At 62.9% G+C, this 19,403-nt stretch carries 25 protein-coding genes; 13 read left to right on the forward strand and 12 right to left on the reverse strand.

Annotated features, from left to right (window positions below; genetic code table 11):
* Positions 1-57: 57 nt before the first annotated feature.
* Complete coding sequence (locus NKH50_RS13770; protein WP_352879345.1) at positions 58-1,119, reverse strand: LLM class flavin-dependent oxidoreductase; 1,062 nt, start codon at positions 1,117-1,119, stop codon at positions 58-60.
* Between the two features lie 229 nt (positions 1,120-1,348).
* Between NKH50_RS13770 and NKH50_RS13775 the strand changes: the two genes are divergently transcribed.
* Positions 1,349-1,777, forward strand: a complete 429-nt coding sequence (locus tag NKH50_RS13775; protein ID WP_023718183.1) for a DUF6481 family protein — start codon at positions 1,349-1,351, stop codon at positions 1,775-1,777.
* A 169-nt stretch (positions 1,778-1,946) separates the two neighbouring features.
* Here NKH50_RS13775 and NKH50_RS13780 read toward each other — a convergent pair whose 3' ends face one another.
* A complete protein-coding gene (locus NKH50_RS13780) occupies positions 1,947-2,072 on the reverse strand; it encodes a hypothetical protein (RefSeq protein ID WP_013528464.1) in 126 nt (41 codons plus the stop codon).
* Positions 2,073-2,287: 215 nt separating this feature from the next.
* Between NKH50_RS13780 and NKH50_RS13785 the strand changes: the two genes are divergently transcribed.
* The 3 genes from NKH50_RS13785 (at position 2,288) to NKH50_RS13795 (ending at position 4,668) form a co-directional block, all read left to right on the forward strand.
* The gene (locus NKH50_RS13785; protein WP_254815869.1) at positions 2,288-3,097 is read left to right on the forward strand and encodes a transglutaminase-like domain-containing protein; all 810 of its coding nucleotides are present in this window, start codon (positions 2,288-2,290) and stop codon (positions 3,095-3,097) included.
* A 121-nt stretch (positions 3,098-3,218) separates the two neighbouring features.
* Positions 3,219-4,184, forward strand: a complete 966-nt coding sequence (locus tag NKH50_RS13790) for a cation diffusion facilitator family transporter (protein WP_352477025.1) — start codon at positions 3,219-3,221, stop codon at positions 4,182-4,184.
* A 79-nt stretch (positions 4,185-4,263) separates the two neighbouring features.
* Positions 4,264-4,668: a GFA family protein gene (locus NKH50_RS13795; RefSeq protein WP_352879346.1), complete on the forward strand. Its 405-nt coding sequence runs from the start codon at positions 4,264-4,266 to the stop codon at positions 4,666-4,668.
* Positions 4,669-4,707: 39 nt separating this feature from the next.
* Here the strand turns inward: NKH50_RS13795 and NKH50_RS13800 are convergent, their stop codons facing one another.
* Positions 4,708-5,970: a DNA recombination protein RmuC gene (locus NKH50_RS13800; RefSeq protein ID WP_352506030.1), complete on the reverse strand. Its 1,263-nt coding sequence runs from the start codon at positions 5,968-5,970 to the stop codon at positions 4,708-4,710.
* 103 nt (positions 5,971-6,073) lie between these two features.
* On the opposite strand from NKH50_RS13800, the gene def reads away from it, so the two are divergent.
* Genes def through truA form a run of 4 tightly spaced genes read left to right on the forward strand, consistent with a single transcriptional unit; the run spans position 6,074 to position 8,830 of the window.
* The gene (gene def, locus NKH50_RS13805; RefSeq protein ID WP_352477028.1) at positions 6,074-6,604 is read left to right on the forward strand and encodes a peptide deformylase; all 531 of its coding nucleotides are present in this window, start codon (positions 6,074-6,076) and stop codon (positions 6,602-6,604) included.
* Positions 6,605-6,620: 16 nt separating this feature from the next.
* Positions 6,621-7,550: a methionyl-tRNA formyltransferase gene (gene fmt, locus NKH50_RS13810; RefSeq protein WP_352506063.1), complete on the forward strand. Its 930-nt coding sequence runs from the start codon at positions 6,621-6,623 to the stop codon at positions 7,548-7,550.
* Positions 7,547-8,056, forward strand: a complete 510-nt coding sequence (locus NKH50_RS13815; RefSeq protein ID WP_254815873.1) for a GNAT family N-acetyltransferase — start codon at positions 7,547-7,549, stop codon at positions 8,054-8,056. Before fmt ends, NKH50_RS13815 begins: the two co-directional genes overlap by 4 nt.
* An 18-nt stretch (positions 8,057-8,074) precedes the next feature.
* Entirely contained in the window at positions 8,075-8,830 is a 756-nt protein-coding gene (truA, locus tag NKH50_RS13820) for a tRNA pseudouridine(38-40) synthase TruA (protein WP_352477029.1), read from the forward strand.
* On the opposite strand, the gene NKH50_RS13825 is transcribed toward truA, so the two are convergent.
* Positions 8,812-9,420, reverse strand: a complete 609-nt coding sequence (locus NKH50_RS13825) for a transporter (RefSeq protein WP_254815875.1) — start codon at positions 9,418-9,420, stop codon at positions 8,812-8,814. The two genes, truA and NKH50_RS13825, sit on opposite strands and share 19 nt — an antisense overlap.
* Before the next feature lie 2 nt (positions 9,421-9,422).
* The gene (dapE, locus tag NKH50_RS13830) at positions 9,423-10,622 is read right to left on the reverse strand and encodes a succinyl-diaminopimelate desuccinylase (RefSeq protein ID WP_352686422.1); all 1,200 of its coding nucleotides are present in this window, start codon (positions 10,620-10,622) and stop codon (positions 9,423-9,425) included.
* A gap of 128 nt (positions 10,623-10,750) precedes the next feature.
* Between dapE and NKH50_RS13835 the strand changes: the two genes are divergently transcribed.
* Positions 10,751-10,885: a hypothetical protein gene (locus NKH50_RS13835; RefSeq protein WP_352506029.1), complete on the forward strand. Its 135-nt coding sequence runs from the start codon at positions 10,751-10,753 to the stop codon at positions 10,883-10,885.
* Positions 10,886-10,970: 85 nt separating this feature from the next.
* Here NKH50_RS13835 and NKH50_RS13840 read toward each other — a convergent pair whose 3' ends face one another.
* The 4 genes from NKH50_RS13840 to dapD form a co-directional block, all read right to left on the reverse strand.
* The gene (locus tag NKH50_RS13840; RefSeq protein ID WP_352751754.1) at positions 10,971-12,071 is read right to left on the reverse strand and encodes a GGDEF domain-containing protein; all 1,101 of its coding nucleotides are present in this window, start codon (positions 12,069-12,071) and stop codon (positions 10,971-10,973) included.
* Positions 12,072-12,305: 234 nt separating this feature from the next.
* Positions 12,306-13,094, reverse strand: a complete 789-nt coding sequence (locus NKH50_RS13845) for a hypothetical protein (RefSeq protein ID WP_352455973.1) — start codon at positions 13,092-13,094, stop codon at positions 12,306-12,308.
* 21 nt (positions 13,095-13,115) lie between these two features.
* Positions 13,116-13,493, reverse strand: a complete 378-nt coding sequence (locus NKH50_RS13850; protein WP_352539950.1) for a DUF805 domain-containing protein — start codon at positions 13,491-13,493, stop codon at positions 13,116-13,118.
* Positions 13,494-13,523: 30 nt separating this feature from the next.
* A complete protein-coding gene (gene dapD / locus NKH50_RS13855; protein ID WP_352879351.1) occupies positions 13,524-14,378 on the reverse strand; it encodes a 2,3,4,5-tetrahydropyridine-2,6-dicarboxylate N-succinyltransferase in 855 nt (284 codons plus the stop codon).
* A 145-nt stretch (positions 14,379-14,523) separates the two neighbouring features.
* On the opposite strand from dapD, the gene NKH50_RS13860 reads away from it, so the two are divergent.
* Positions 14,524-15,363, forward strand: a complete 840-nt coding sequence (locus NKH50_RS13860; RefSeq protein ID WP_352455976.1) for an LOG family protein — start codon at positions 14,524-14,526, stop codon at positions 15,361-15,363.
* A gap of 34 nt (positions 15,364-15,397) precedes the next feature.
* Here the strand turns inward: NKH50_RS13860 and NKH50_RS13865 are convergent, their stop codons facing one another.
* The gene (locus tag NKH50_RS13865; protein WP_352879353.1) at positions 15,398-16,105 is read right to left on the reverse strand and encodes a pyrimidine 5'-nucleotidase; all 708 of its coding nucleotides are present in this window, start codon (positions 16,103-16,105) and stop codon (positions 15,398-15,400) included.
* 161 nt (positions 16,106-16,266) lie between these two features.
* Here NKH50_RS13865 and NKH50_RS13870 point away from each other — a divergent pair, with 161 nt between their 5' ends.
* The gene (locus NKH50_RS13870) at positions 16,267-17,028 is read left to right on the forward strand and encodes a GGDEF domain-containing protein (protein ID WP_352879355.1); all 762 of its coding nucleotides are present in this window, start codon (positions 16,267-16,269) and stop codon (positions 17,026-17,028) included.
* A 69-nt stretch (positions 17,029-17,097) separates the two neighbouring features.
* Here NKH50_RS13870 and NKH50_RS13875 read toward each other — a convergent pair whose 3' ends face one another.
* The gene (locus NKH50_RS13875; protein WP_352700996.1) at positions 17,098-17,265 is read right to left on the reverse strand and encodes a hypothetical protein; all 168 of its coding nucleotides are present in this window, start codon (positions 17,263-17,265) and stop codon (positions 17,098-17,100) included.
* Positions 17,266-17,358: 93 nt separating this feature from the next.
* On the opposite strand from NKH50_RS13875, the gene NKH50_RS13880 reads away from it, so the two are divergent.
* Entirely contained in the window at positions 17,359-17,859 is a 501-nt protein-coding gene (locus NKH50_RS13880) for a MarR family winged helix-turn-helix transcriptional regulator (protein WP_352820229.1), read from the forward strand.
* Here NKH50_RS13880 and phhA read toward each other — a convergent pair.
* Positions 17,854-18,687 carry a phenylalanine 4-monooxygenase gene (gene phhA / locus NKH50_RS13885; protein ID WP_254815886.1) on the reverse strand — a complete coding sequence of 278 codons (834 nt, stop codon included), beginning with the start codon at positions 18,685-18,687 and terminating at the stop codon, positions 17,854-17,856. The genes NKH50_RS13880 and phhA overlap by 6 nt on opposite strands.
* 140 nt (positions 18,688-18,827) lie before the next feature.
* Here phhA and NKH50_RS13890 point away from each other — a divergent pair, with 140 nt between their 5' ends.
* On the forward strand, positions 18,828-19,304 hold the full coding sequence (locus NKH50_RS13890) for an Lrp/AsnC family transcriptional regulator (protein ID WP_254815887.1): 477 nt from the start codon (positions 18,828-18,830) through the stop codon (positions 19,302-19,304).
* Positions 19,305-19,403 lie beyond the last annotated feature (99 nt).

Below are 19,403 nucleotides of genomic sequence, written 5' to 3' on the forward strand. Positions count from 1 at the left end.
CCGGCGTCACCGGCAAGGCCGCTTCGCGGCCTTGGCAATGAATCAGGTGACTGGGAATCAGGCAACCGGCGCCGCCACGGCGGGAACGGCCTTCGCGGTTTCCCGGCGCACGATCGGCGCCACCTTGGTGCCGTAGAGTTCGATGGCCTTCATCACCTTGGCGTGCGGCATGGTGCCGATCGCCATTTGCAGCAGGAAGCGGTCATTGCCGAATATCCTGTGCTGGGCAATGATCTTCTCGGCCACCTGTTCTGGATTGCCGACGAACAGCGCGCCGTTCGGGCCGCGCGACTGGTCGAAATGCGCCCGCGATGTCGGCCCCCAGCCGCGCTCGCGGCCGATACGGTTCATCACCTCGGCCTGCGGCCCGTAAAAATCGTCGGCTGCTTGGTCCGTGCTGTCCGCGATGAAGCCGTGCACGTTGAGACTGGTGGCAAGGCTTGCCGGATCGTTGCCGGCGCGTCTGGCTGCATCCCTGTAGATCTCGAACAGCGGTGCGAACCGCGCCGGCTCGCCACCGATGATCGCCAGTGCCAGCGGCAACCCGAGCACGCCCGCGCGGGCGACGGATTGCGGTGTTCCACCGACGGCGACCCAGATCGGCAATTTGTCCTGCAAGGGCCGGGGATAGACGCCGCGATCATTGATCGGAGCACGCAGACTGCCCGACCAGGTCACCTTGACATGATCGCGGATGGCGAGCAGCAGGTCGAGCTTCTCGGCAAAGAGCTCGTCATAATCTTCGAGATTGTAGCCGAACAGCGGAAACGACTCGATGAACGAGCCGCGCCCGGCAATGATCTCCGCCCGGCCGCCGGACAGAAGGTCGAGGGTGGCAAACTGCTGGAAGACGCGCACCGGATCGTCGGACGACAGCACGGTCACAGCGCTGGTCAGCCTTATGCGCTTGGTTCGTTCGGCCCCCGCCGCCAGTGCCACCGCCGGAGCGGAGGCAGCGTAATCGGGACGGTGGTGCTCGCCGAGACCAAAGACATCCAGCCCGACCTGGTCGGCGAGCTCGATCTCCTCGATCAAATTGCGCAGCCGCTCGTGCGCACCAATCGCACCGGGACCCGGTTCCGGGCTGACGTCGGCGAAAGTGTAGAGACCGAGTTCCATAGTGTGTCATCCCAGCGTTTGTCCTGGCGCTACAGGTAGCGATCAGTCCGCCGCCCCGCCAGATGCCTGGGTGGTGAACAGTGCGGGTGCCTTTCAGCCGAATTCAATCGAAATGGCGTCTCCCGGCTGCAACAGATCAGAATTTCATGGCTGGCATACCGTTTTGGCGCTTGAACTCTCGGTTTTCACGCGTATGTAAGCCTCGCAAATTGACTTCAGGGAAGTGGACTTGGCTATCTATAGGGAAAAAGACGTTTTCGAGCGGCGCAATGCCGCGAACGAGGCAAAGAAGGCGCTTCTGGAGCGCTTCAAGGCAAAGCCGGCGGCAGATGATCCAGCGGTGCTGGCACGACAGGCCGAGCGCAAGGCGATCCTCGAGGCCCGCGCGATACGCGAGGCCGAAAAGGCCAGGCTGAAGCAGGAAAAGCTGGCGCGCGAAGCGGCCGAAAAGGCCGAGCGCGAGGCAGCCGCCGAAGCGGCACGCATCGCCGCCGAAGAGGCTGCACAGGCCGAAGCGAAGATCCGGGAAGCTGAAGAGAACGAGCGCATCGCCCGTTTTCTTGCCGACGAGGCCGAACGCAAGGCCAAGCGTGACGCACGCTATGCCGCGCGCAAGCAGCGCACCGGCAGGACGCCGCCCGGCTTCTCCGCGCGATAACGCCTCCGGCACTGATTCAAGCCATCGGAACGCTCCGTTTCGATGGCTTTCGGCCGATTTCTTGAATGCGTGAAATCAGTCTTCGCCGCATCGATAGGGGATGCGCGCGAGCTTAATGAACAATCATGCCGGCCGCGTTTGCGGCCGGTCGAAATAAGCCGAAACGGCCCTACTTGTCCTTCAGCTTCATCGCCTTCACCGGCGGTGCCTTCAGGGCCGGCGCCGGAGCGGGTTTCTTCGCGTCCTTCTTCGGCTTGCGGGCTTCCTTGCCTGCCTTCATCGCACCCTTAGCCATGATTCGTTCCTCCAGTTGATGTCTGGCGAAGTGAAACAAGAGAAAACGCTCGACTGCAAGGGGCCGCTGCCGGGCAGTCGCCCTGACCGATGGCTGTCAACCGGTTTCTAATTCCCTCGTAAACCGCAGCGGTCCGTGCCATGGTCTTCTTCGCACTGCAGCATCAGCCCTCGCGTTTCGCCGGCTGATGATCAGGCAGGCCGGTCAGGACGACAATGCGGATCCACATCGGTTGCCAGATGAGCTTCGACTTCCCGCAGGAAACACCGCTGATCGCGATGCTAAATGTCCATTATTCGCGCGCATCCGATCTTGAGCGGCCGGACTTCCTGACGTCGAACCCGCCGGTGCCGATCGAGAGCTACCGCGACAGTTTCGGCAATTGGTGCAACCGTCTCGTTGCGCCGGCCGGGCGCTTTGCCTTCGGCACCGACGCGGTCATCCGCGACCCCGGCTCCTTCGAGACGCGCGAGCTGACGGCGTGGCAGCACGAGGTGCGCGATCTGCCGTCGGAGACGCTGCTGTTCCTGCTGCCCAGCCGTTATTGCGAGAGCGACGTGCTGTCGAATGAAGCGTGGCGGCTGTTCGGCAGCACCCCGCTCGGCATTCCGCGCGTCCAGGCGGTCTGCGACTTCGTCCATAACCATATCGTCTTCAACTATTTCAATGCACGGCCGACGCGCACCGCCGCCGAGGCCTATCGCGAGCAGAGTGGTGTGTGCCGCGACTTTGCTCACCTCGCTGTTGCCTTCTGCCGCGCCCTGAATATTCCAACCCGCTACTGCACCGGCTATATCAGTGACATCGGCCTGCCAAAGCCGTGGTCGGACATGGATTTCGCCGCCTGGATGGAGGTCTATCTCGGCGGCCGCTGGCACGCGTTCGACCCGCGCAACAATGCGCCGCGCATCGGCCGCATCCTGATTGCCTCCGGGCGCGATGCCGCTGATGTGCCGCTGACCCACATTTTCGGGCCGGGCGCGCTGGCTGGCTTCAAGGTCTGGACGGACGAGGTCGTGGAATAGCCCGCGCCGCCCTTTTGAACAACTGACCTTGTGAACAACTCGGCGCTTCAGGCGTTGTGAGAGTTGTGGAGCGTGGGCGGACGCTCCGCCAATCTCGGTGCATCAACCAAGGCAGCACACCGTGGCGGCGCATGGCGGGTCGAAAAAAGTGATCTATGCGGCGCTCGCCGGGAATCTTGCGATCGCACTGACCAAATTCGCCGCTGCCTTGTTCACGGGCAGCTCGGCAATGCTCTCGGAAGGCGTCCACTCGCTCGTCGATACCGGCAATGGCAGCCTGCTGCTTTACGGCATGCACCGTGCCGCGCGCCCGGCCGACCGCACGCATCCGCTCGGCCATGGCCGCGAGCTGTACTTCTGGAGCTTCATCGTTGCGCTCCTCGTCTTTGCACTGGGCGCCGGCATATCGTTCTACGAAGGCGTGACGCACATCATGACGCCGGAGCCGATTGCCAACGCCAAGGTGAACTACGCTGTCCTTGGCCTTTCCTTCCTCTTCGAAGGCACTTCTTGGCTGGTGGCGCTGAAGGAGTTCCGCCACCAAAAAGGCAGCCACGGCTGGCTCGAGGCGGTGCAGCTCAGCAAGGATCCGAGCGTCTACACCGTACTCTTCGAGGACAGCGCGGCACTTCTCGGCCTCGTTGTCGCCTTCGCCGGCATATCGGCGGCGGAACTGCTGGATATGCCGAAGCTCGACGGCGCCGCGTCGATCGGCATCGCGCTGATCCTGGGCGCAACCGCGATCTTCCTGGCGCGCGAAAGCAAAAGCCTGCTGCTCGGCGAGCCGGCTTCGCCCGAGGTGCAAATGAAAGTATTGGACATCGTCCAGCAGGACCCGGCGGTGCAGCGGGCGAATGGCGCGCTGACGCTGCATATGGGTCCGCAGGAGATCGTCGCCGCTCTGAGCATCGAGTTCGAGGACCACTTGTCGGCGCCCGAGATAGAGACCTGCGTCGAACGCCTTGAGACGCGGCTGAAAGCGGAGATGCCGGAGGTGACGCGGCTGTTCGTCAAGCCTCAGACCACCGGCACCTGGGAACGCCGGAGCAAGGCCTTGGCGGGGGCATCCGGACAAGAACCGGCCTAAGGAAAATGGCTTGAGGAAATCGATGCGCCATCGGACAGTCCCGGTTATGATCGCAGGCAAAAGCTCGGGAGGAACGAAGATGAAAATCGACGGCGGGTGTCATTGCGGCGCCATCACTTACGAGGCCGAGGTCGATCCGGAAAAGACCACCATTTGTCACTGCATCGATTGTCAGAAGCTAACCGGAACGGCCTTTCGCGTCACCGTGCCGGCGCCCGAGGACAATTACAGGATCACCAAGGGCAAGCCGAAAATCTACATCAAGACCGGTTCGAGCGGCGCCAAGCGCGCCCAGGCGTTTTGCGGTGAGTGTGGCTCGCATCTCTACGCCACGTCGGCGGGCGAGGGACCGAAGGTTTACGGCATCAGGGTCGGCACGGCACGGCAGCGCGAGCAACTGGTGCCGAGAAAGCAGATCTGGCACCGCTCGGCGCTGCATTGGCTGCCGGAATTCGAAGGCACGACCATCATCGAGGAGCAGTAGCGCCAGATCCGGGTGAAGTCTCCGGTTCCGGCGTAGCTCTCAATCGTCGCCTTCGACGACCCTTAGCCTCAACTGCCCGGTTTTCGAATCAGCGACGCGCGGGCTGCTTTCCGCTTTTGCTCCGCTGCCATTCGAACCAGCGGTATCCTCCGCCGGCTGCACGCCAAACTCCAGCGCCTCGATCTTTTGTCCGCGCCGGGTCACCTTCGATGTCGAGACCAGGATGTCGTCGATATCCTTGGCCGATTGACCGAAATGCGTCTGCAATTTGCGCACCCGCTCGTCGAGCCGGGAGACGTCTTCCATTAGCCGGATGACCTCGCCCTGGATCAGGTGCGCCTGCTCGCGCATGCGGGCATCCTTGAGGATTGCCTGGATGACCTGAATCGACAGCATCAAAAGCGATGGCGAGACGATGACGATCCGCGATCGATGCGCCTTTTGGACAACGGCCTCGAAATTCTCATGGATTTCGGCGAACACCGATTCCGAGGGCACGAACATGAAGGCGGTGTCCTGCGTCTCGCCCTGGATCAGGTATTTTTCGGAAATATCGCGGACATGCACCTCGATGTCGCGGCGGAAAGCCTGTGCTGCCGACTTCTGCAGGTCGGCGCCTTCGGCGGCACGGATGGCATTCCACGCCTCGAGCGGAAACTTTGCGTCGATGGCAAGTGACGGCGCGCCGTTCGGCATCTTCACCAGGCAGTCGGGCCGGCTGCCATTCGACAAGGTCGCCTGGAATTCATAGGCGCCGTGCGGCAATCCGTCGGCGACGATGGCCTCCATGCGCGACTGGCCGAAGGCGCCGCGCGTCTGCTTGTTGGAAAGGATCGCCTGCAATTGCACGACCTGGCCGGCCAGCGACTGGATATTGCCTTGCGCGATATCGATAACCGCCAGCCGTTCCTGCAGCTTGGCGAGGCTCTCATGCGTCGATCTCGTCTGCTCGGTCATGGTCTGGCCCAGGCGGCCGGTCATGGCATCGAGGCGCTGGCCGATCGACTGGGTCAGTTCCGCCTGGCGCGCCCCGAACACTTCGGCGATGGCGCCCATGCGGCCTTGCATTTCCGCCTGGCTTGCCAAGATGCCGGCCATCCGCACCTCGGCGTCACGGGCGTGGTCGGCGGCTTCGGCGGCCGCCACTGCACGCGCCTTGGCCGATCGCCAGAGCGCAACGACGAGCGCCACGAACAGTCCAAGGAACAGCATTGCGCCGAAACCCAGGGCTTGGCCGAGCGTGAGCGTGGTGGCGCCGAGGCGGGCGACAGGTTCGGACAGGATGGTGGCCAGATCGTTCATGCCGACAGCATAGATGATTCGGTCTGCCGGCACAGATCAAAACGTGAACGACCCGAAGCCGTCCCGGTTGACGCTTTTCCTGCGAGGTCTTAGGTGAGACGCCATGTCGATCAAGCCGCTTATCATCCTCCCCGATCCCGTCCTGCGCCAGGTTTCAAAACCGGTCGAGCGTGTCGATGGCGATTTGCGCAAACTGGCCGGCGACATGCTGGACACTATGTATGACGCGCCCGGCATCGGCCTCGCAGCGATCCAGGTCGGCGAACCCTTGCGCATGCTGGTGATCGACCTCGCCAAGGAGGACGAGACGCCGGCGCCGCACGTCTTCATCAATCCCGAAATCCTTGAAAGCTCCGACCAGCGTTCGGTCTATGAGGAAGGCTGCCTGTCGATCCCCGATTACTATGCCGAAGTCGAGCGCCCCGCCGCGGTGCGGGTGAAGTATCTCGATCGCGACGGCAAGCTGCAGGAGATCGAGGCCGAGGGGCTGATGGCGACCTGCCTGCAGCACGAGATCGACCATCTCAACGGCGTGCTGTTCATCGACCACATCTCAAAACTGAAGCGCGACATGGTGGTCAAGAAGTTCAAAAAGCTCGCCAGGGACAAGGCGCCGGGCAAGATGGTGGGATAGGGGTCGACGAATGCCCCTGCGTGTCATCTTCATGGGTACGCCCGAATTCTCCGTGCCGACGCTGCGGGCGATTGCCGGGGCCGGGCACGGGTTGACCGCCGTCTATACGCAGCCGCCGCGCGCCGGCGGCCGGCGCGGGCTCGAACTGACGCGGTCGCCGGCGCAGCGCGAGGCGGAGCGGCTGGGCGTCGAGGTGCGGACGCCGGTGTCGCTGAAGAGCGAGGCGGAGCAGGAGGCGTTCCGCGCCTTGCGCGCCGACGTCGCCGTGGTCGTCGCCTACGGGCTGCTTCTGCCCAAACCCATTCTCGAGGCGCCGCGGCTCGGTTGTCTCAATGGCCACGCATCGTTGTTGCCGCGCTGGCGCGGCGCTGCCCCTATCCAGCGCGCCATCATGGCCGGCGATACCGAAACGGGCATGATGGTGATGCGGATGGACGAAGGCCTCGACACCGGGCCGGTGGCAATGGTTGAAAAATGTCCCATTGGACCCGACATGACGGCCGGCGATCTGCACGACCGGCTGATGGTCCTCAGTGCTGCGCTGATGGTGCAAGCGCTCGAGCGGCTGGAGCGGAATACGCTGACATTTACCACACAGGCGGAGGTGGGGGTGACCTACGCCAAGAAAATCGATAAATCGGAGACTCGCATAGCCTGGCTGCGACCTGCTGGCGACGTGCACAACCAGATTCGCGGCCTGTCGCCCTTTCCCGGTGCATGGTGCGAGGCCGAAATCGGCGGCCGTGTAGAACGGCTGAAACTGCTTCGCTCGACGCTCTCGCAAGGCGCCGGCGAACCGGGAGGAATTCTCGATGACCGGCTGACGGTCGCCTGCGGGTCAGGCGCGATCAGGCTGGTCGAAGTTCAACGTGCGGGCGCAAGGCCCATAGCCGCGCAGGAGTTTCTGCGCGGGGCCAAGCTCGAAAAAGGAATGAAATTGTCATGAGCATGATGTCCATACGCGCGGCGACGCCGCGGGACCGCGAGGCGATCCGCCTAGTCGAAGAACACGCATTCGGCCAGCAGACGGAGGCCGGACTGGTCGACGCGCTGGTCACCGGCGGTGATGCCGTCGTCGAACTGGTGGCGGACGAAGACGGGCAAGTGGTCGGGCATATCCTGTTTTCACGGCTTTTCGTGCAGAATGGCGGCAAGAGCTTCCCGGCGGTGGCTTTGGCTCCTTTGGCGGTCGAGCCGTCGTTCCACGGCACCGGCATCGGCGGTGCGCTGGTCCGCGAGGCGCATATCCGCCTGAAGGCTGCTGGCGAGACGCTCGCCGTGGTGCTCGGCGATCCCGCTTACTATGGACGTTTCGGTTACAGCCGCGCCCGTGCAGCGAAGTTCGAGAGCGAGTACCAAAGCGAGGCTTTGCAGGCGCTTGCCTGGGGCGAGGCGCCGGAGACCGGCAGGCTGGTCTACGCCTCGGCCTTCGGCTCAGCCCTCGCCGCCTGATTTCGCTTCGATCCGGGAATGCCGCGTTTTCGCCTCGACATCGAATATGACGGCAGTCTCTTCGCCGGCTGGCAGCGCCAGGCCAACCAGCCTTCGGTGCAGCAGGCGATCGAGCAGGCGATCGAGAAGTTCTGTGGCGAGCAGGTTTCGCTGCGCGCCGCCGGCCGCACCGATGCCGGCGTCCATGCGACCGCTCAGGTGGCGCATGTCGATCTGATCAAGGCATGGCCCGGCGACAAGGTGCGCGACGCCGTCAACGCGCATCTGCAGGCGGCCAAGGTGCGCATCGCCATCCTGAAGGCCGCCTCCGTGCCGGATGGTTTCGATGCGCGTTTCTCGGCGATCGGCCGCCATTACCTCTACCGCATCGTCAATCGCCGCGCGCCGGCGGCGCTCGACAAGGGCAAGATCTGGTGGGTACCGAAGCAGCTCGATGCCGGGGCCATGCACGAAGCGGCAAAGGTGCTGCTTGGCCGGCATGATTTCACCACCTTCCGCTCGACCCAGTGCCAAGCCTCCAGCCCGGTCCGCACACTCGACCGGCTGGATGTCAGCCGGGCGGGCGATTTCATTGAGGTCCGCGCTTCGGCGCGCTCATTCCTGCACAACCAGGTGCGCTCTATGGTCGGCTCGCTCAAACGCGTCGGCGAAGGCGGCTGGACTGTTGCCGACCTCAAGGCGGCGCTTGAGGCGCGCGACCGTGCGGCCTGCGGTCAGGTGGCGCCGCCCGACGGGCTGTTTCTCGTCGGCGTCGACTATCCGACGCCTGGCTGATCCGGAACGCTGATCCCGAGCAGCGCCTGCAGTCCGAACAGGACGATCAGCGAGGCCACGAACATGCCGGCAAAAACGGCGCTGCCGACGGCCGCACCCCTGCCGATCGCAACGTTGGTCATCCGCCAGGTCAAGACCATCGACAGCGCGAACAACAGCAGCGACACGAGTCCGGAGACTTCGTTGGCCGACGTCAGGAAAAGCCGGATCAACGCCGATGGCAGCATCATCCAGGCGATGATCGCCGAGGCCCAGTTGCTGGCCACGACATAATGGACGAAACGGCCGCCGACGCCGACCCGCGGCGCCACCAGCGCGAGGCCTATGAGCGGCAGCACCCAGGCGCCGATATCGACGGTGGCCAGGCGGATCAACATGCTGAAACGGCCGACGAATGCGTTGGGGTCGCCGATCTCGTTGGCAATACCGACCCAGCCGACGATCAGTGCCGGCGCCGCGACGACGATGGCAAAAAAGGAGTTCCAGAATCCGTCCGCCGAAAGGTCGAGCAGGCGAAATCCGTCGGCCTTGCCGAGCATCAGCCGCCAGGCACCGGCAAGCGAAGCGTAGGTTTCATCCGCTGAAAGCATCACTAGGATATGTCCTGCGCAAACCAGTCTTCAACGAAGCGCAGATAAATCTGCGTCAGCGTCTCGAGGTCGGCAATCGCCACGCGTTCGTCGACCATGTGCATGGTCTTGCCGACAAGGCCGAATTCGACCACCGGACAATAATCCTTGATGAAGCGGGCATCGGAGGTGCCGCCGGAGGTGGAGAGCGCAGGCTTCCTGCCGGTCACCGCCTTGATCGAGCCGCCAAGCGTCTCGATCAACCTGTCGTCGCGTGTCAGAAAAACGTGGCTCGGTCCGTCGCGCCAAGCGATCTCGTAGTCGACGGGCGTCGCCTTGCCGGCGCGGTATTTCTTGCGTTTCGCCGCCCGGTCGAGGCGGTTGTGGATCTCGGCCTGGATCGTCTCGGCGGTCCATGTGTCGTTGAAGCGAATATTGAAGGTAGCCGCCGCCTTCGCCGGGATGACGTTGGTGGCAGGATTGCCGACATCGATGGAGGTCACCTCAAGATTGGTCGGCTGGAAATCCCTTGTTCCGTTATCGAAGGCGGGGTGAAGCAAGGCGTCGACCAGCGTGACCAGGCCGCGCACCGGGTTGTCGGCCAGCTGCGGATAGGCGGCGTGTCCCTGGCGGCCGTTGACGACGACCGTGCCCGATAGCGAGCCGCGCCGGCCGATCTTGATCATATCGCCGAGCGCGTCGGGATTGGTCGGCTCGCCGACGATCGCAGCATGCCATTTCTCGCCTTTGGCGGCCGCCCATTCGAGCAGTTTCGTCGTGCCGTTGATCGCCGGACCTTCCTCATCGCCGGTTATCAGCAGCGAGACCGACCCCTTCGGGCCGCCCTTCTGCGCGATGTGTCGCGCTACCGCCGCGACGAAACAAGCAATGCCGCCCTTCATGTCGACGGCGCCGCGGCCGAACATCTCGCCATTGGCGATGTCGGCTGCAAAGGGCGGGTGCGTCCAGGCTGTTTCATCGCCCACCGGCACGACATCGGTATGGCCGGCAAACATCAGATGCGGGCCGTTGCCGGAACGCCGCGCGTAAAGATTCTCTATGTCAGGTGTGCCGGATTCGGAAAACACCGGGCGCTCGACGGCAAAGCCGAGCGGCTTCAACATTTCTTCCAGCGCGCTCAGCGCACCGCCTTCGGCGGGCGTCACGGAAGCGCAGCGGATGAGAGCAGCCAGATTTCTGGTCGGATCGGTAGGCAGCGTCATGGGCAAAGCGATAGTCGAAAGCGCAGGGACTGTCACGGCCAGACATAAGGGCCAGACATGCCGCCGACATTATGGTTTTCATGTCGTATAATTGCGGCAAGGCCTCTCGACCAGGGCAGGGCCATCGCATGATCACGCATGGCAAGACAATCGTAATCGCCGGTGCCGGCAGTATCGGCTGCTACGCCGGCGGCTGCCCGATACTTGCCGGGCGACAAATGGTTCTGCCGGCGCGGCCGCGCATCGAGAAGGCGGGCAAGTAACGGTCAAGAGCGGCGCGACGCAAGGCATGGCCGGCCGGGCAGGAGAGAAGCGGATCGCCCTGCCTGTCGCCGGAAGCCGTCGCCGTCAGATGGTAGCCCGCACAGGTGCCCAGTAACGGCCCTTGCCGGTGCGCTTGGCTTCGTAGAGCGCATGGTCGGAACAGGTGAGCAGGATTTCCGGATCGCCGCCGTCGGCGGGTGCGAAGGCGCTGCCGACGCTCAGGCCGACATGGATAGCGGAACCGACCCCGAGGTCGAAAGGCACCGAGACCTTTTCGATGGCCCGCTTTGCCAGGTAGGTGGCCTCGATCTCCGAGGTTGCGGGCAAAAGGATGACAAATTCATCGCCGCCAATGCGGAAGACAACGTCCCCCGGACGGAAGCCGCGCTTCAATCGTTCGGCCACCTTGCGCAGCAGCACGTCGCCGACGGCGTGGCCAAAACGGTCGTTGACCTGTTTGAAACCGTCGAGATCCATGCTGAGCACTGCAAACGGCTTGCCGCCATTGGCGGCCGGCGCCGCAAGCTCGCGGCACATGTCGCGCAATTTCTCCTGCAGGAAGATGCGGTTTGGCAGGCCGGTCAGCGCGTCCTTGATGGCCAGGTCGCGATTGTCCAGTTCGGCGCGGATCATGCGGGCATTGATTGCGTGGTTCTGAAGCAGCACGATGATGACGCCGGCCACATAGAACGGCGTTTGAATTCCGACGATCGGCATTCCGGGCGCCGCAGAAAACAATGCACCGGCCACGTAAGGCAGGCTTACGGCCAACATGACGAATATGGCGAAGCGCGGGGTCGCCGCATTGCGTGACGACACCACGCCGACGACGCCTGCGACATTCAAGGCGGCAAGTACGGAAAGCGCCATATTCCCGCTGGCAACACAGCCATAGCAGCCGAGGCCGAAGACGACCGACCAGACGCCGCTGGCTGTCATCAGGCCCGCCAGCGGCCCTTTCGAGCCGCGCCTGCGGGCCTGTTCGCATTCCCGCATCAGCAGAACGCGGACGGTGAAAAGCATCAGGTCGGCGGCAATCCAGGCGTAGGGCCACCAATCCCCGGTGGCGAGAGCGGCGCTGACCGCAACCAACAGAACGCTGATGGTGCCGAACAGGACTGCGAATTTGCGATCGAAGGTGGTGTCGAGAAGCCGGGCGCGGACAGCTTCCGGTTCCAATTTCATTGGCGAAGAGAACCAGGCAAACAGGCGAGCGGCGGCGCTCCACGTTTTGCGCGGCTCCTTGGTGATCAGGGATAGGTCGCTTGCCAGTCGAGCGCTCCGTGCCGGTCGACACAGTCTTCGCCGGCATGCTGGGCCAGGGTGATTAACATTCGCTTAGAGCATCCGGCACAAAACCGGGCTTTCGGAACTCCCCGCTCTGCCGCTCTAGCGGATCTGACCGCCGGGTCGCCGGTTTTAGCTTGCCGGCCCCGGTCGTCTGCGGACTGCAGGCCGGCGCGGCGGGCCCGGCTCGGGATCGGTCTTCGCCGCACGTGCCGGCTGCCCATGAGGGGTTTCGATCAGCGTGATCTTCTGCCAGATCTTTCGCGAGAGGTTCGAAGCCAGGTTCTCGATGTCGTTGACGCCGTCGATCACCACGGCGTCATTCACCGATTGCGCGAACAGCGCGGCGATCTTGCCGGTGATCGAGAGCATTTCGGAGCAGTAGTCGAGATAGCGGGCAAGGTCGGCGGCGTTGGTGATGCGGGCTGGCGAATGCGCAGTCGGCTTGAAACTGGCTGAAAGCGTTGCCGGATCCTTGGTCAGCTGGTGCATGTCGATGACGTGGATCAGCGACCGCAGCCCGTGGAGCTGGCGAAACACCCGCTTGCGCTTGATCCGCTCCTCGGAGCGAATCAGGGCCAGGAAGCCCAGCACCGCGAGGATGATCATGTTGAGGGAGGCTTCGATGCCTTGCACCGACTGGAAGGCATCGTGGTTTCCCGAGATGCGGCCGAGCGGCAGGATTGTGCCGACGAACAGGAACATCAGCGCTCCGACGACGAAGGCGGCGATGATGAGGCCGCGCAGCCACCAGATCGGCGCCTCCAGCGCCTTGGCTGCCTTTGCCAGATCGCGCGACAGCGACACGAGCTCGGCGGCGACGCCGCGCAAGCCTGCATCGGGAAAGCGCTCGGCGACGCGCCCTTCCAGCCGTTCGGCGGTTTCGAGGATCAGTTTCGGATCAAGCGAGCGGTAGCGCATGACGAAATGTCCGATCGGTGCTCAGGGTTCGGCCGGGGCGTTGGTGCGCTTGCCGTAGCGGTTGGGGCCGGGTTGCCCTGGAAACAGGCAAAGCACGAGGAAAGCGATGATCGAGACAACCGGCACGAACAGCACCAGCGCCGCAACGCCCGGCTTGTCGAGGTCGTGCAACCGCTTGACCGCCAGCACCACGTTCGACCAAAGCGAGGCAATGAAGGCGATGAAGAAAATGAACGACCACATGTTGCTCTCGGTGGTGCCCTCCGGCACCAGCGTGAAACGGTAGAGCGGGAAGGCCTGTATGATGGCCACCAGCAGTCCTCCAAGAAAATAGGCCGCGCGGCTGACGCGGCCCGAAGCTTTGAAGAAAAGCCAGATGAGGTCGGATCTTTCAGGCAAGCGAATTCCGTCCGTGTTCGTTGAGAAAGATCAATCGCGAAGCAATTCGTTGATCGAGGTCTTGGACCGGGTCCTGGCGTCGACCCGCTTGACGATGACGGCGCAGTAGAGGCTGGGGCCGGGCTCGTTGTTTGGAAAAGGCTTGCCCGGCAGCGAGCCGGCGACGACGACGGAATTAGGCGGCACCTCGCCGTAGAAGATCTCGCCGGTGGCACGGTCGACGATCTTGGTCGACTGGCCGATGAAGACGCCCATGCCGAGCACCGAGCCTTCGCGAACGATGCAGCCTTCGACCACTTCGGAACGGGCGCCGATGAAGCAATTGTCCTCGATGATGGTTGGGCCGGCCTGCATCGGCTCCAGCACACCGCCGATGCCGACGCCGCCCGACAGATGCACATTCTTGCCGATCTGGGCACAGGAGCCGACCGAAGCCCAGGTGTCGACCATGGTGCCGCTGTCGACATAGGCGCCGACATTGACGAAGGACGGCATCAGCACGGCGCCGGGCGCGACGTAGGCGGAGCGGCGCACGATCGACGACGGCACGGCGCGGAAGCCCGCCTTCTCGAAATCGACGGCGCTCCAGCCGTCGAATTTTGAGGGCACCTTGTCCCACCATACCGCCTGACCGGGACCGCCCTCTATGATCTCCATCGGGGTGAGCCGGAAGGACAGCAGCACCGCTTTTTTCAGCCACTGGTTGACGTGCCATTTGCCGTCGGCCTGCCGCTCGGCGACGCGTGCGACGCCCCGGTCGAGCAGGTCGAGCGCCGATTGGATGGCCTCGCGCGTCTCGCCGCGGGTTGCGGTCGAAATCGTGTCGCGTTCCTCGAAGGCGCTCTCGATAATCTCCTCGAGGCTCGCGAGATCGGGCTTCGACATGAATTCGCTCCATTACCAAGCTGTTAAGGGCCGGCGCCTTAACCTGTTTGAAAGTCGCGCGGACCCTATGTGAAGGCTTGGGGAGGGTCAATCGCGGCAGCGTCACGGGACGGCGCAGGTGAATGATTGGACGGGTAAAGCAAATATGACTCCCATGGAAAAGGCGGGATGGACGCCGCTGCCGCATTCGGACGAGGATCTGGAGCGGTCGAGAAGCGTGCCGGACACGCCGCAAACGCGCGCGGAGACATATCGGCTGGCCTGGAACGATCCCGATTTCATGACGCGGCGCGAGTTGCGTGCGGTCAGACTGCAGCTCGAACTGCTTAAACCGGAGATGATCCTGGCCGAGCGCGGCATCCAATCGACCGTCATCCTGTTCGGCGGCGCCCGCATTCCCGAGCCCGGCGGCGAAGCCTGGGCGGCCAAGAACGAGACGCAGAAGAAGAACCTCGAGCAAAACAGCAAATATTACGAGGAGGCGCGCAAATTCGCCCGCCTCTGCTCACAGCAGTCGGCCACCTCGTACTATCGCGAATTCGTCGTGGTGACCGGCGGCGGGCCGGGTGTCATGGAGGCCGGCAATCGTGGCGCCGACGATGTTGGCGCGCCGTCGATCGGTCTCAATATCGTGCTGCCACACGAGCAGGCGCCAAACGCCTATGTGACGCCGGAACTCTGCTTCAACTTCCACTATTTCGCGGTCCGCAAGATGCATTTCGTCATGCGTGCCAAGGCCGTTGCGGTGTTTCCAGGCGGCTTCGGCACGATGGACGAGTTCTTCGAGACGCTGACCCTGATCCAGACCGGCCGCATGGAACGCGTGCCGGTCATTCTGTTCGGCAAGGCTTTCTGGGCAAAGGCGATCGACCTCGATTTCCTCGCCGAGCAAGGCACGATCACACCCGGCGATCAGGATATCATCGATTTCGTCGACACCGCTGACGAGGCCTGGGGGATCGTCAGCCGCTTCTATAAACTTTGACATGCAAGCAAGGACTTGAAGCGCGCCGGCTGCCTCAAGCAGGGACTTCCACGATCGCCGTGAGAAAGCTGGCGAGGTCGTCGGTGACGAAGTCCACATCGTCCTCGTTGGCCGGGTCGCGTTCCCAGATTTCCGAGAAGGTCGGCTCGAAATTGCGCGGCACCACCAACACTGTGGTCATGCCCAGCGATTTCGGCACCGACAGGTTGCGGGCAAGATCTTCGAACATCACCGCATTTTGTCCGGTAACGGCGTGGAGTTCGGCAAATTTCTCATAGGATTGCCGCGCCGGCTTCGGGTTCAGTCCGGCTGCGACGATATCGAAAATATCATCGAAATGCTCGAGAATGCCCAACTGCCGCGCGGTCCGTTCGGCATGCCGGCGATCGCCATTGGTGAAGATGAATTTACGGCCGGGAAGCTGGCGAATGGCGGTGCCTAGGACGGGATCTGGAACCAGCCAGGAATAATCGATGTCGTGCACTTTCTCGAGAAAATCGTCGGGGTCGATGCCGTGGCGCGTCATCAATCCGTTCAGCGTCGTGCCATATTCGCGGTAGAGCTCCTTTTGCAGCTTGCGTGCTTCCTCGCGCGGCAGCGTCAGCAATTCTCCGACGTAGGCGGTCATATTCACATCGATCTGCGAGAACAGATTCGAATGATGCGGATAAAGCGTGTTGTCGAGATCGAACACCCAGTCGGTGACATGGGCAAAGCGGGCGGGGTCGGGAAGTGTCGTCATACGTCCTTATGGCACGAAACGATCTTTCTAACCGGAGGTTTATCCACAACCTATGCGCGCCCTGGGTGGTAAAAATGGCGCCATGATTAAAATCTTAAGCATCGCCGAAAGGTGACATTCAGCGCTTTGCTGGAACCAAGACGGACCAGTGGGAGCAAGCGATGAATCGCATATTTCTAAAGTCTGCCGCCATCGCTTTCGCCTCTGTAGCGGTCTCGCTTTTGCTGACGCTGATCGTCGTGCCGGCAATGGGATTTCCGACCAATCGCACCATCTGGCTGACATCCACCGTCTGCCCGCTCGCGCTTGCCTGGGGCGTCGGCGCCTATACGTTCTGGCAGGGCGAAAGGTTGCAGACCGCGCATCGCGAGCTCGCCCGCGCCCATGCCCAGCTTGCAGCCGCGCACCGGCGCCTGGCGGACAAGGCGAGCCGCGACGACATGACCGGCATGCTCAACCGCGAAAGTTTCTTTGCCGCCCTCGACGGCTCTCGGCGTAAATCCGATCGCGGGGCATTGCTGATCGTCGATGCCGACCATTTCAAGACCATCAACGACAGCTACGGCCACCTGATCGGCGATGATGCGCTGCTCCTGATCGCAAAGGCGATAGAGCGTGGCGTGCGCAGCGGCGACGTGCTTGGGCGTATCGGCGGCGAGGAATTCTGCGCCCTTCTGATTGGTGCCACCGAACACGAGGCCAGGCGCGTCGCTGAGCGCATCCGCCGTGAGGTCGAGCGTATCCGTTTCCGGCCTGTCGACGAACGAACGGTTCCGCTGACAGTCAGTATTGGCGGCATCACCTGCGGCAGAGACGCCGCAGTGTCGGAGCTGATGCGCGCCGCCGACCAGCGGCTTTACGAGGCCAAGCATCGCGGCCGCAATCTGTCGATCATCGACCGCGATATTTCCGAAGCCGCCTGAGCTCGGCCCTGAGCCTTCCGCTGGGAGAGTTCCACCCTGTCTGCATTCAACCCGACCGTGGTCAGACTGTCAAAATCCGCGTATGGCGATGCGGAACAGCAGGGCGGCGGCCGCCAGCGCGACCAGAGCGATGCCAAGGCCAATGGGAGAGCCCCAGCCATACCACTCCATCGCCAGCTTGGCGTATTTGAACTCCTCAGCCGGTGTGAGTGGGCCGCGCGTCGGGGTCTGATTCATTTTTCACTCCTTGCAAGCTGCGATAGGCCTTGCCTTGTGCCCGATGCAGCACATTACTATAATAGCCATAATGTTAGGCAGATTGATAGTTAGATGATCGAAATAAATTCGTCAAGCGTGAATCGGGCAGACATGAAGACCGCTATCAGCCTTGCCATTATGGGCTGGCAGGACGCGACGCAGGCTTATGACGAGGCAGTGGGCGATAGGCTTGGGCTGAGTATGGCGGAACGCCATTGCCTGGCGCTGCTCTATGGCGGACCGCGATCGGCTGGCGAGGTCGCGGCCGCAACAGGGTTGACGCCGGCCGCGGTCACCGCGCTGATCGACCGGCTGGAAGCGCGCGGCCTGCTGACACGAACGCGCAGCCTCGAGGACAGGCGCAAGGTGGTCATAGAGGCGACGGAACTCACGCGAGAACTATCGACGCGCTATTACGGCGCGATCGCGCAGGAGGGGGAAAAGGTGATCGCCACATTCAGCGACACTGAACTCGCCACGATCCTGCGCTTCGTCACGGCGTCCCTCGACCTTCAGCGCGACCAGCTGGCCCGGCTGAAGGCCGAGGCGTTGGAAACAACCGACAGCCTATAGGCTCGCCGGGTCGAGCGCTGGCTCGCCTTTGCGGCGCGCCACGATCGCCGCAAGATCGGCTGTCTCGAAAGCATCACGCAGGGCGTCGAACGACGGCAGCACGAAATAGGCACGCTGGAACTTGTCGATCTCGTAGCCGGTGCGCATTACGGTTTCCAAGTCGAAGGGAACATGGTGCGCCTCGCCGCCTTCGACCGCGAACTGAAGCTCTGTGAAGGATGACATCAGCCCAGCGCCGAAAGCCTTCAGCGGCTGGCCCGGCTCGCGTATCAGGCCGTATTCGACGGTGTACCAGTAAAGCCTGGTGATCATCTCGTCGCCGCCGAGCGCAATCACGCTATCGGCCTTCTTGCCATACATCTGCATGAAGTCGGCAAAGACCGGCTGCGTCAGGATCGGCACGTGACCGAAGAAATCGTGGAACATGTCGGGCTCGACAATGTAGTCGAGTTCCTTTTGGGTTCGCAGCCAGTTGGTGACCGGGAAGCGGCGGTTGGCGAGATGGTCGAAGAACGGCTGGGCGGGGATGAGCCCCGGCACGGCGACGATCTCCCAGCCGGTGAACTTGCGCAGCTTCTCGCTGACCGCACCGAAATCCGGGATCTTGTCGAGAAGGCCGAGTGCCGCGACGCCGTCGAGGTAGGAGTGGTGGGCCAGCTTCCTGGTCAGCTTCGTCTGGCGGTCGCACAGCGTGCGCCACACCGCCTGTTCTTCGTCGCTATAATTGTAGCCCTGCGCCACGGTGAAATCGGCACGGCAGACGGAATAATCGCCGCGAAGGCCTCGCGCCGCGCATTCGCGGGCATAGTCGGCAACGTTCATTGTCATGGCTTGCTCTCCCTGGAAATCATGACCAGCGAATTGCCGGAAATTCTAGCCGGATCGCGCGAGGCAAATCAGCTTTGATGGTGGCTCAAATGCAGGGTTGGAGGTAAAAGACTCCACGATCGAGCTTTGGGAGAGTGAAAATGCCTCAATTTGACGAATTCGAGATCAAGATGCTCGACATCCTGCAGCGCGACGGGCGCAAGCCGGTATCGGAATTGGCGCAGCAGATTGGCCTGTCGACGACACCTTGCGCGCGGCGCTTCGAGACTCTTCAGCAGGCGGGCATCATAAAAGGCTTCGCCGCGGTACTCAGCCGCCGCGCCGTCGGTCTGATGGTCGAAGTGTTCATCCAGGTGCGCCTCGTGACCCACAGCGACGGCTCGCCCGAAACCTTTATCGCCGCCGTGCAGCGCATGGACGAGGTGTCGTCGTGCTGGACGATGACTGGAGACTACGATTTCCTGCTGCATGTCATGGTGCCGTCGGTCGACGAACTCAATGCCTTCGTCATGCACCGGCTGATGCGGCTCGAAGGCGTGCGCGACGTCCACACGCAGCTTGTGCTGCAGAACATTAAGGGACCCGGCCATGTGCCGCTGGCACATCTCAGACGATAGGCATTTCTGCGGAAAAGCTGCACACAAACTGCTGAAGCGAGCCAATCTCCGGAACTAGATCGCCGACTACGACATGCGGACCGCCATCGCATAAGGCCC

The sequence above is a fragment of the Mesorhizobium sp. M1027 genome, from assembly GCF_040318745.1.
GTDB lineage: Bacteria > Pseudomonadota > Alphaproteobacteria > Rhizobiales > Rhizobiaceae > Mesorhizobium.

Excerpts from the sequence above, each read along its gene's own strand:
- NKH50_RS13770 (WP_352879345.1), bottom strand. The coding sequence starts at position 1,119 with ATGGAACTCGGTCTCTACACTTTCGCCGACGTCAGCCCGGAACCGGGT.
- NKH50_RS13780 (WP_013528464.1), bottom strand. The coding sequence starts at position 2,072 with ATGGCTAAGGGTGCGATGAAGGCAGGCAAGGAAGCCCGCAAGCCGAAG.
- NKH50_RS13785 (WP_254815869.1), top strand. The coding sequence starts at position 2,288 with ATGCGGATCCACATCGGTTGCCAGATGAGCTTCGACTTCCCGCAGGAA.
- NKH50_RS13795 (WP_352879346.1), top strand. The coding sequence starts at position 4,264 with ATGAAAATCGACGGCGGGTGTCATTGCGGCGCCATCACTTACGAGGCC.
- NKH50_RS13800 (WP_352506030.1), bottom strand. The coding sequence starts at position 5,970 with ATGAACGATCTGGCCACCATCCTGTCCGAACCTGTCGCCCGCCTCGGC.
- def (WP_352477028.1), top strand. The coding sequence starts at position 6,074 with ATGTCGATCAAGCCGCTTATCATCCTCCCCGATCCCGTCCTGCGCCAG.
- NKH50_RS13815 (WP_254815873.1), top strand. The coding sequence starts at position 7,547 with ATGAGCATGATGTCCATACGCGCGGCGACGCCGCGGGACCGCGAGGCG.
- truA (WP_352477029.1), top strand. The coding sequence starts at position 8,075 with ATGCCGCGTTTTCGCCTCGACATCGAATATGACGGCAGTCTCTTCGCC.
- NKH50_RS13825 (WP_254815875.1), bottom strand. The coding sequence starts at position 9,420 with ATGCTTTCAGCGGATGAAACCTACGCTTCGCTTGCCGGTGCCTGGCGG.
- dapE (WP_352686422.1), bottom strand. The coding sequence starts at position 10,622 with ATGACGCTGCCTACCGATCCGACCAGAAATCTGGCTGCTCTCATCCGC.
- NKH50_RS13835 (WP_352506029.1), top strand. The coding sequence starts at position 10,751 with ATGATCACGCATGGCAAGACAATCGTAATCGCCGGTGCCGGCAGTATC.
- NKH50_RS13840 (WP_352751754.1), bottom strand. The coding sequence starts at position 12,071 with ATGAAATTGGAACCGGAAGCTGTCCGCGCCCGGCTTCTCGACACCACC.
- NKH50_RS13845 (WP_352455973.1), bottom strand. The coding sequence starts at position 13,094 with ATGCGCTACCGCTCGCTTGATCCGAAACTGATCCTCGAAACCGCCGAA.
- dapD (WP_352879351.1), bottom strand. The coding sequence starts at position 14,378 with ATGTCGAAGCCCGATCTCGCGAGCCTCGAGGAGATTATCGAGAGCGCC.
- NKH50_RS13860 (WP_352455976.1), top strand. The coding sequence starts at position 14,524 with ATGACTCCCATGGAAAAGGCGGGATGGACGCCGCTGCCGCATTCGGAC.
- NKH50_RS13865 (WP_352879353.1), bottom strand. The coding sequence starts at position 16,105 with ATGACGACACTTCCCGACCCCGCCCGCTTTGCCCATGTCACCGACTGG.
- NKH50_RS13870 (WP_352879355.1), top strand. The coding sequence starts at position 16,267 with ATGAATCGCATATTTCTAAAGTCTGCCGCCATCGCTTTCGCCTCTGTA.
- NKH50_RS13875 (WP_352700996.1), bottom strand. The coding sequence starts at position 17,265 with ATGAATCAGACCCCGACGCGCGGCCCACTCACACCGGCTGAGGAGTTC.
- NKH50_RS13880 (WP_352820229.1), top strand. The coding sequence starts at position 17,359 with ATGATCGAAATAAATTCGTCAAGCGTGAATCGGGCAGACATGAAGACC.
- phhA (WP_254815886.1), bottom strand. The coding sequence starts at position 18,687 with ATGACAATGAACGTTGCCGACTATGCCCGCGAATGCGCGGCGCGAGGC.
- NKH50_RS13890 (WP_254815887.1), top strand. The coding sequence starts at position 18,828 with ATGCCTCAATTTGACGAATTCGAGATCAAGATGCTCGACATCCTGCAG.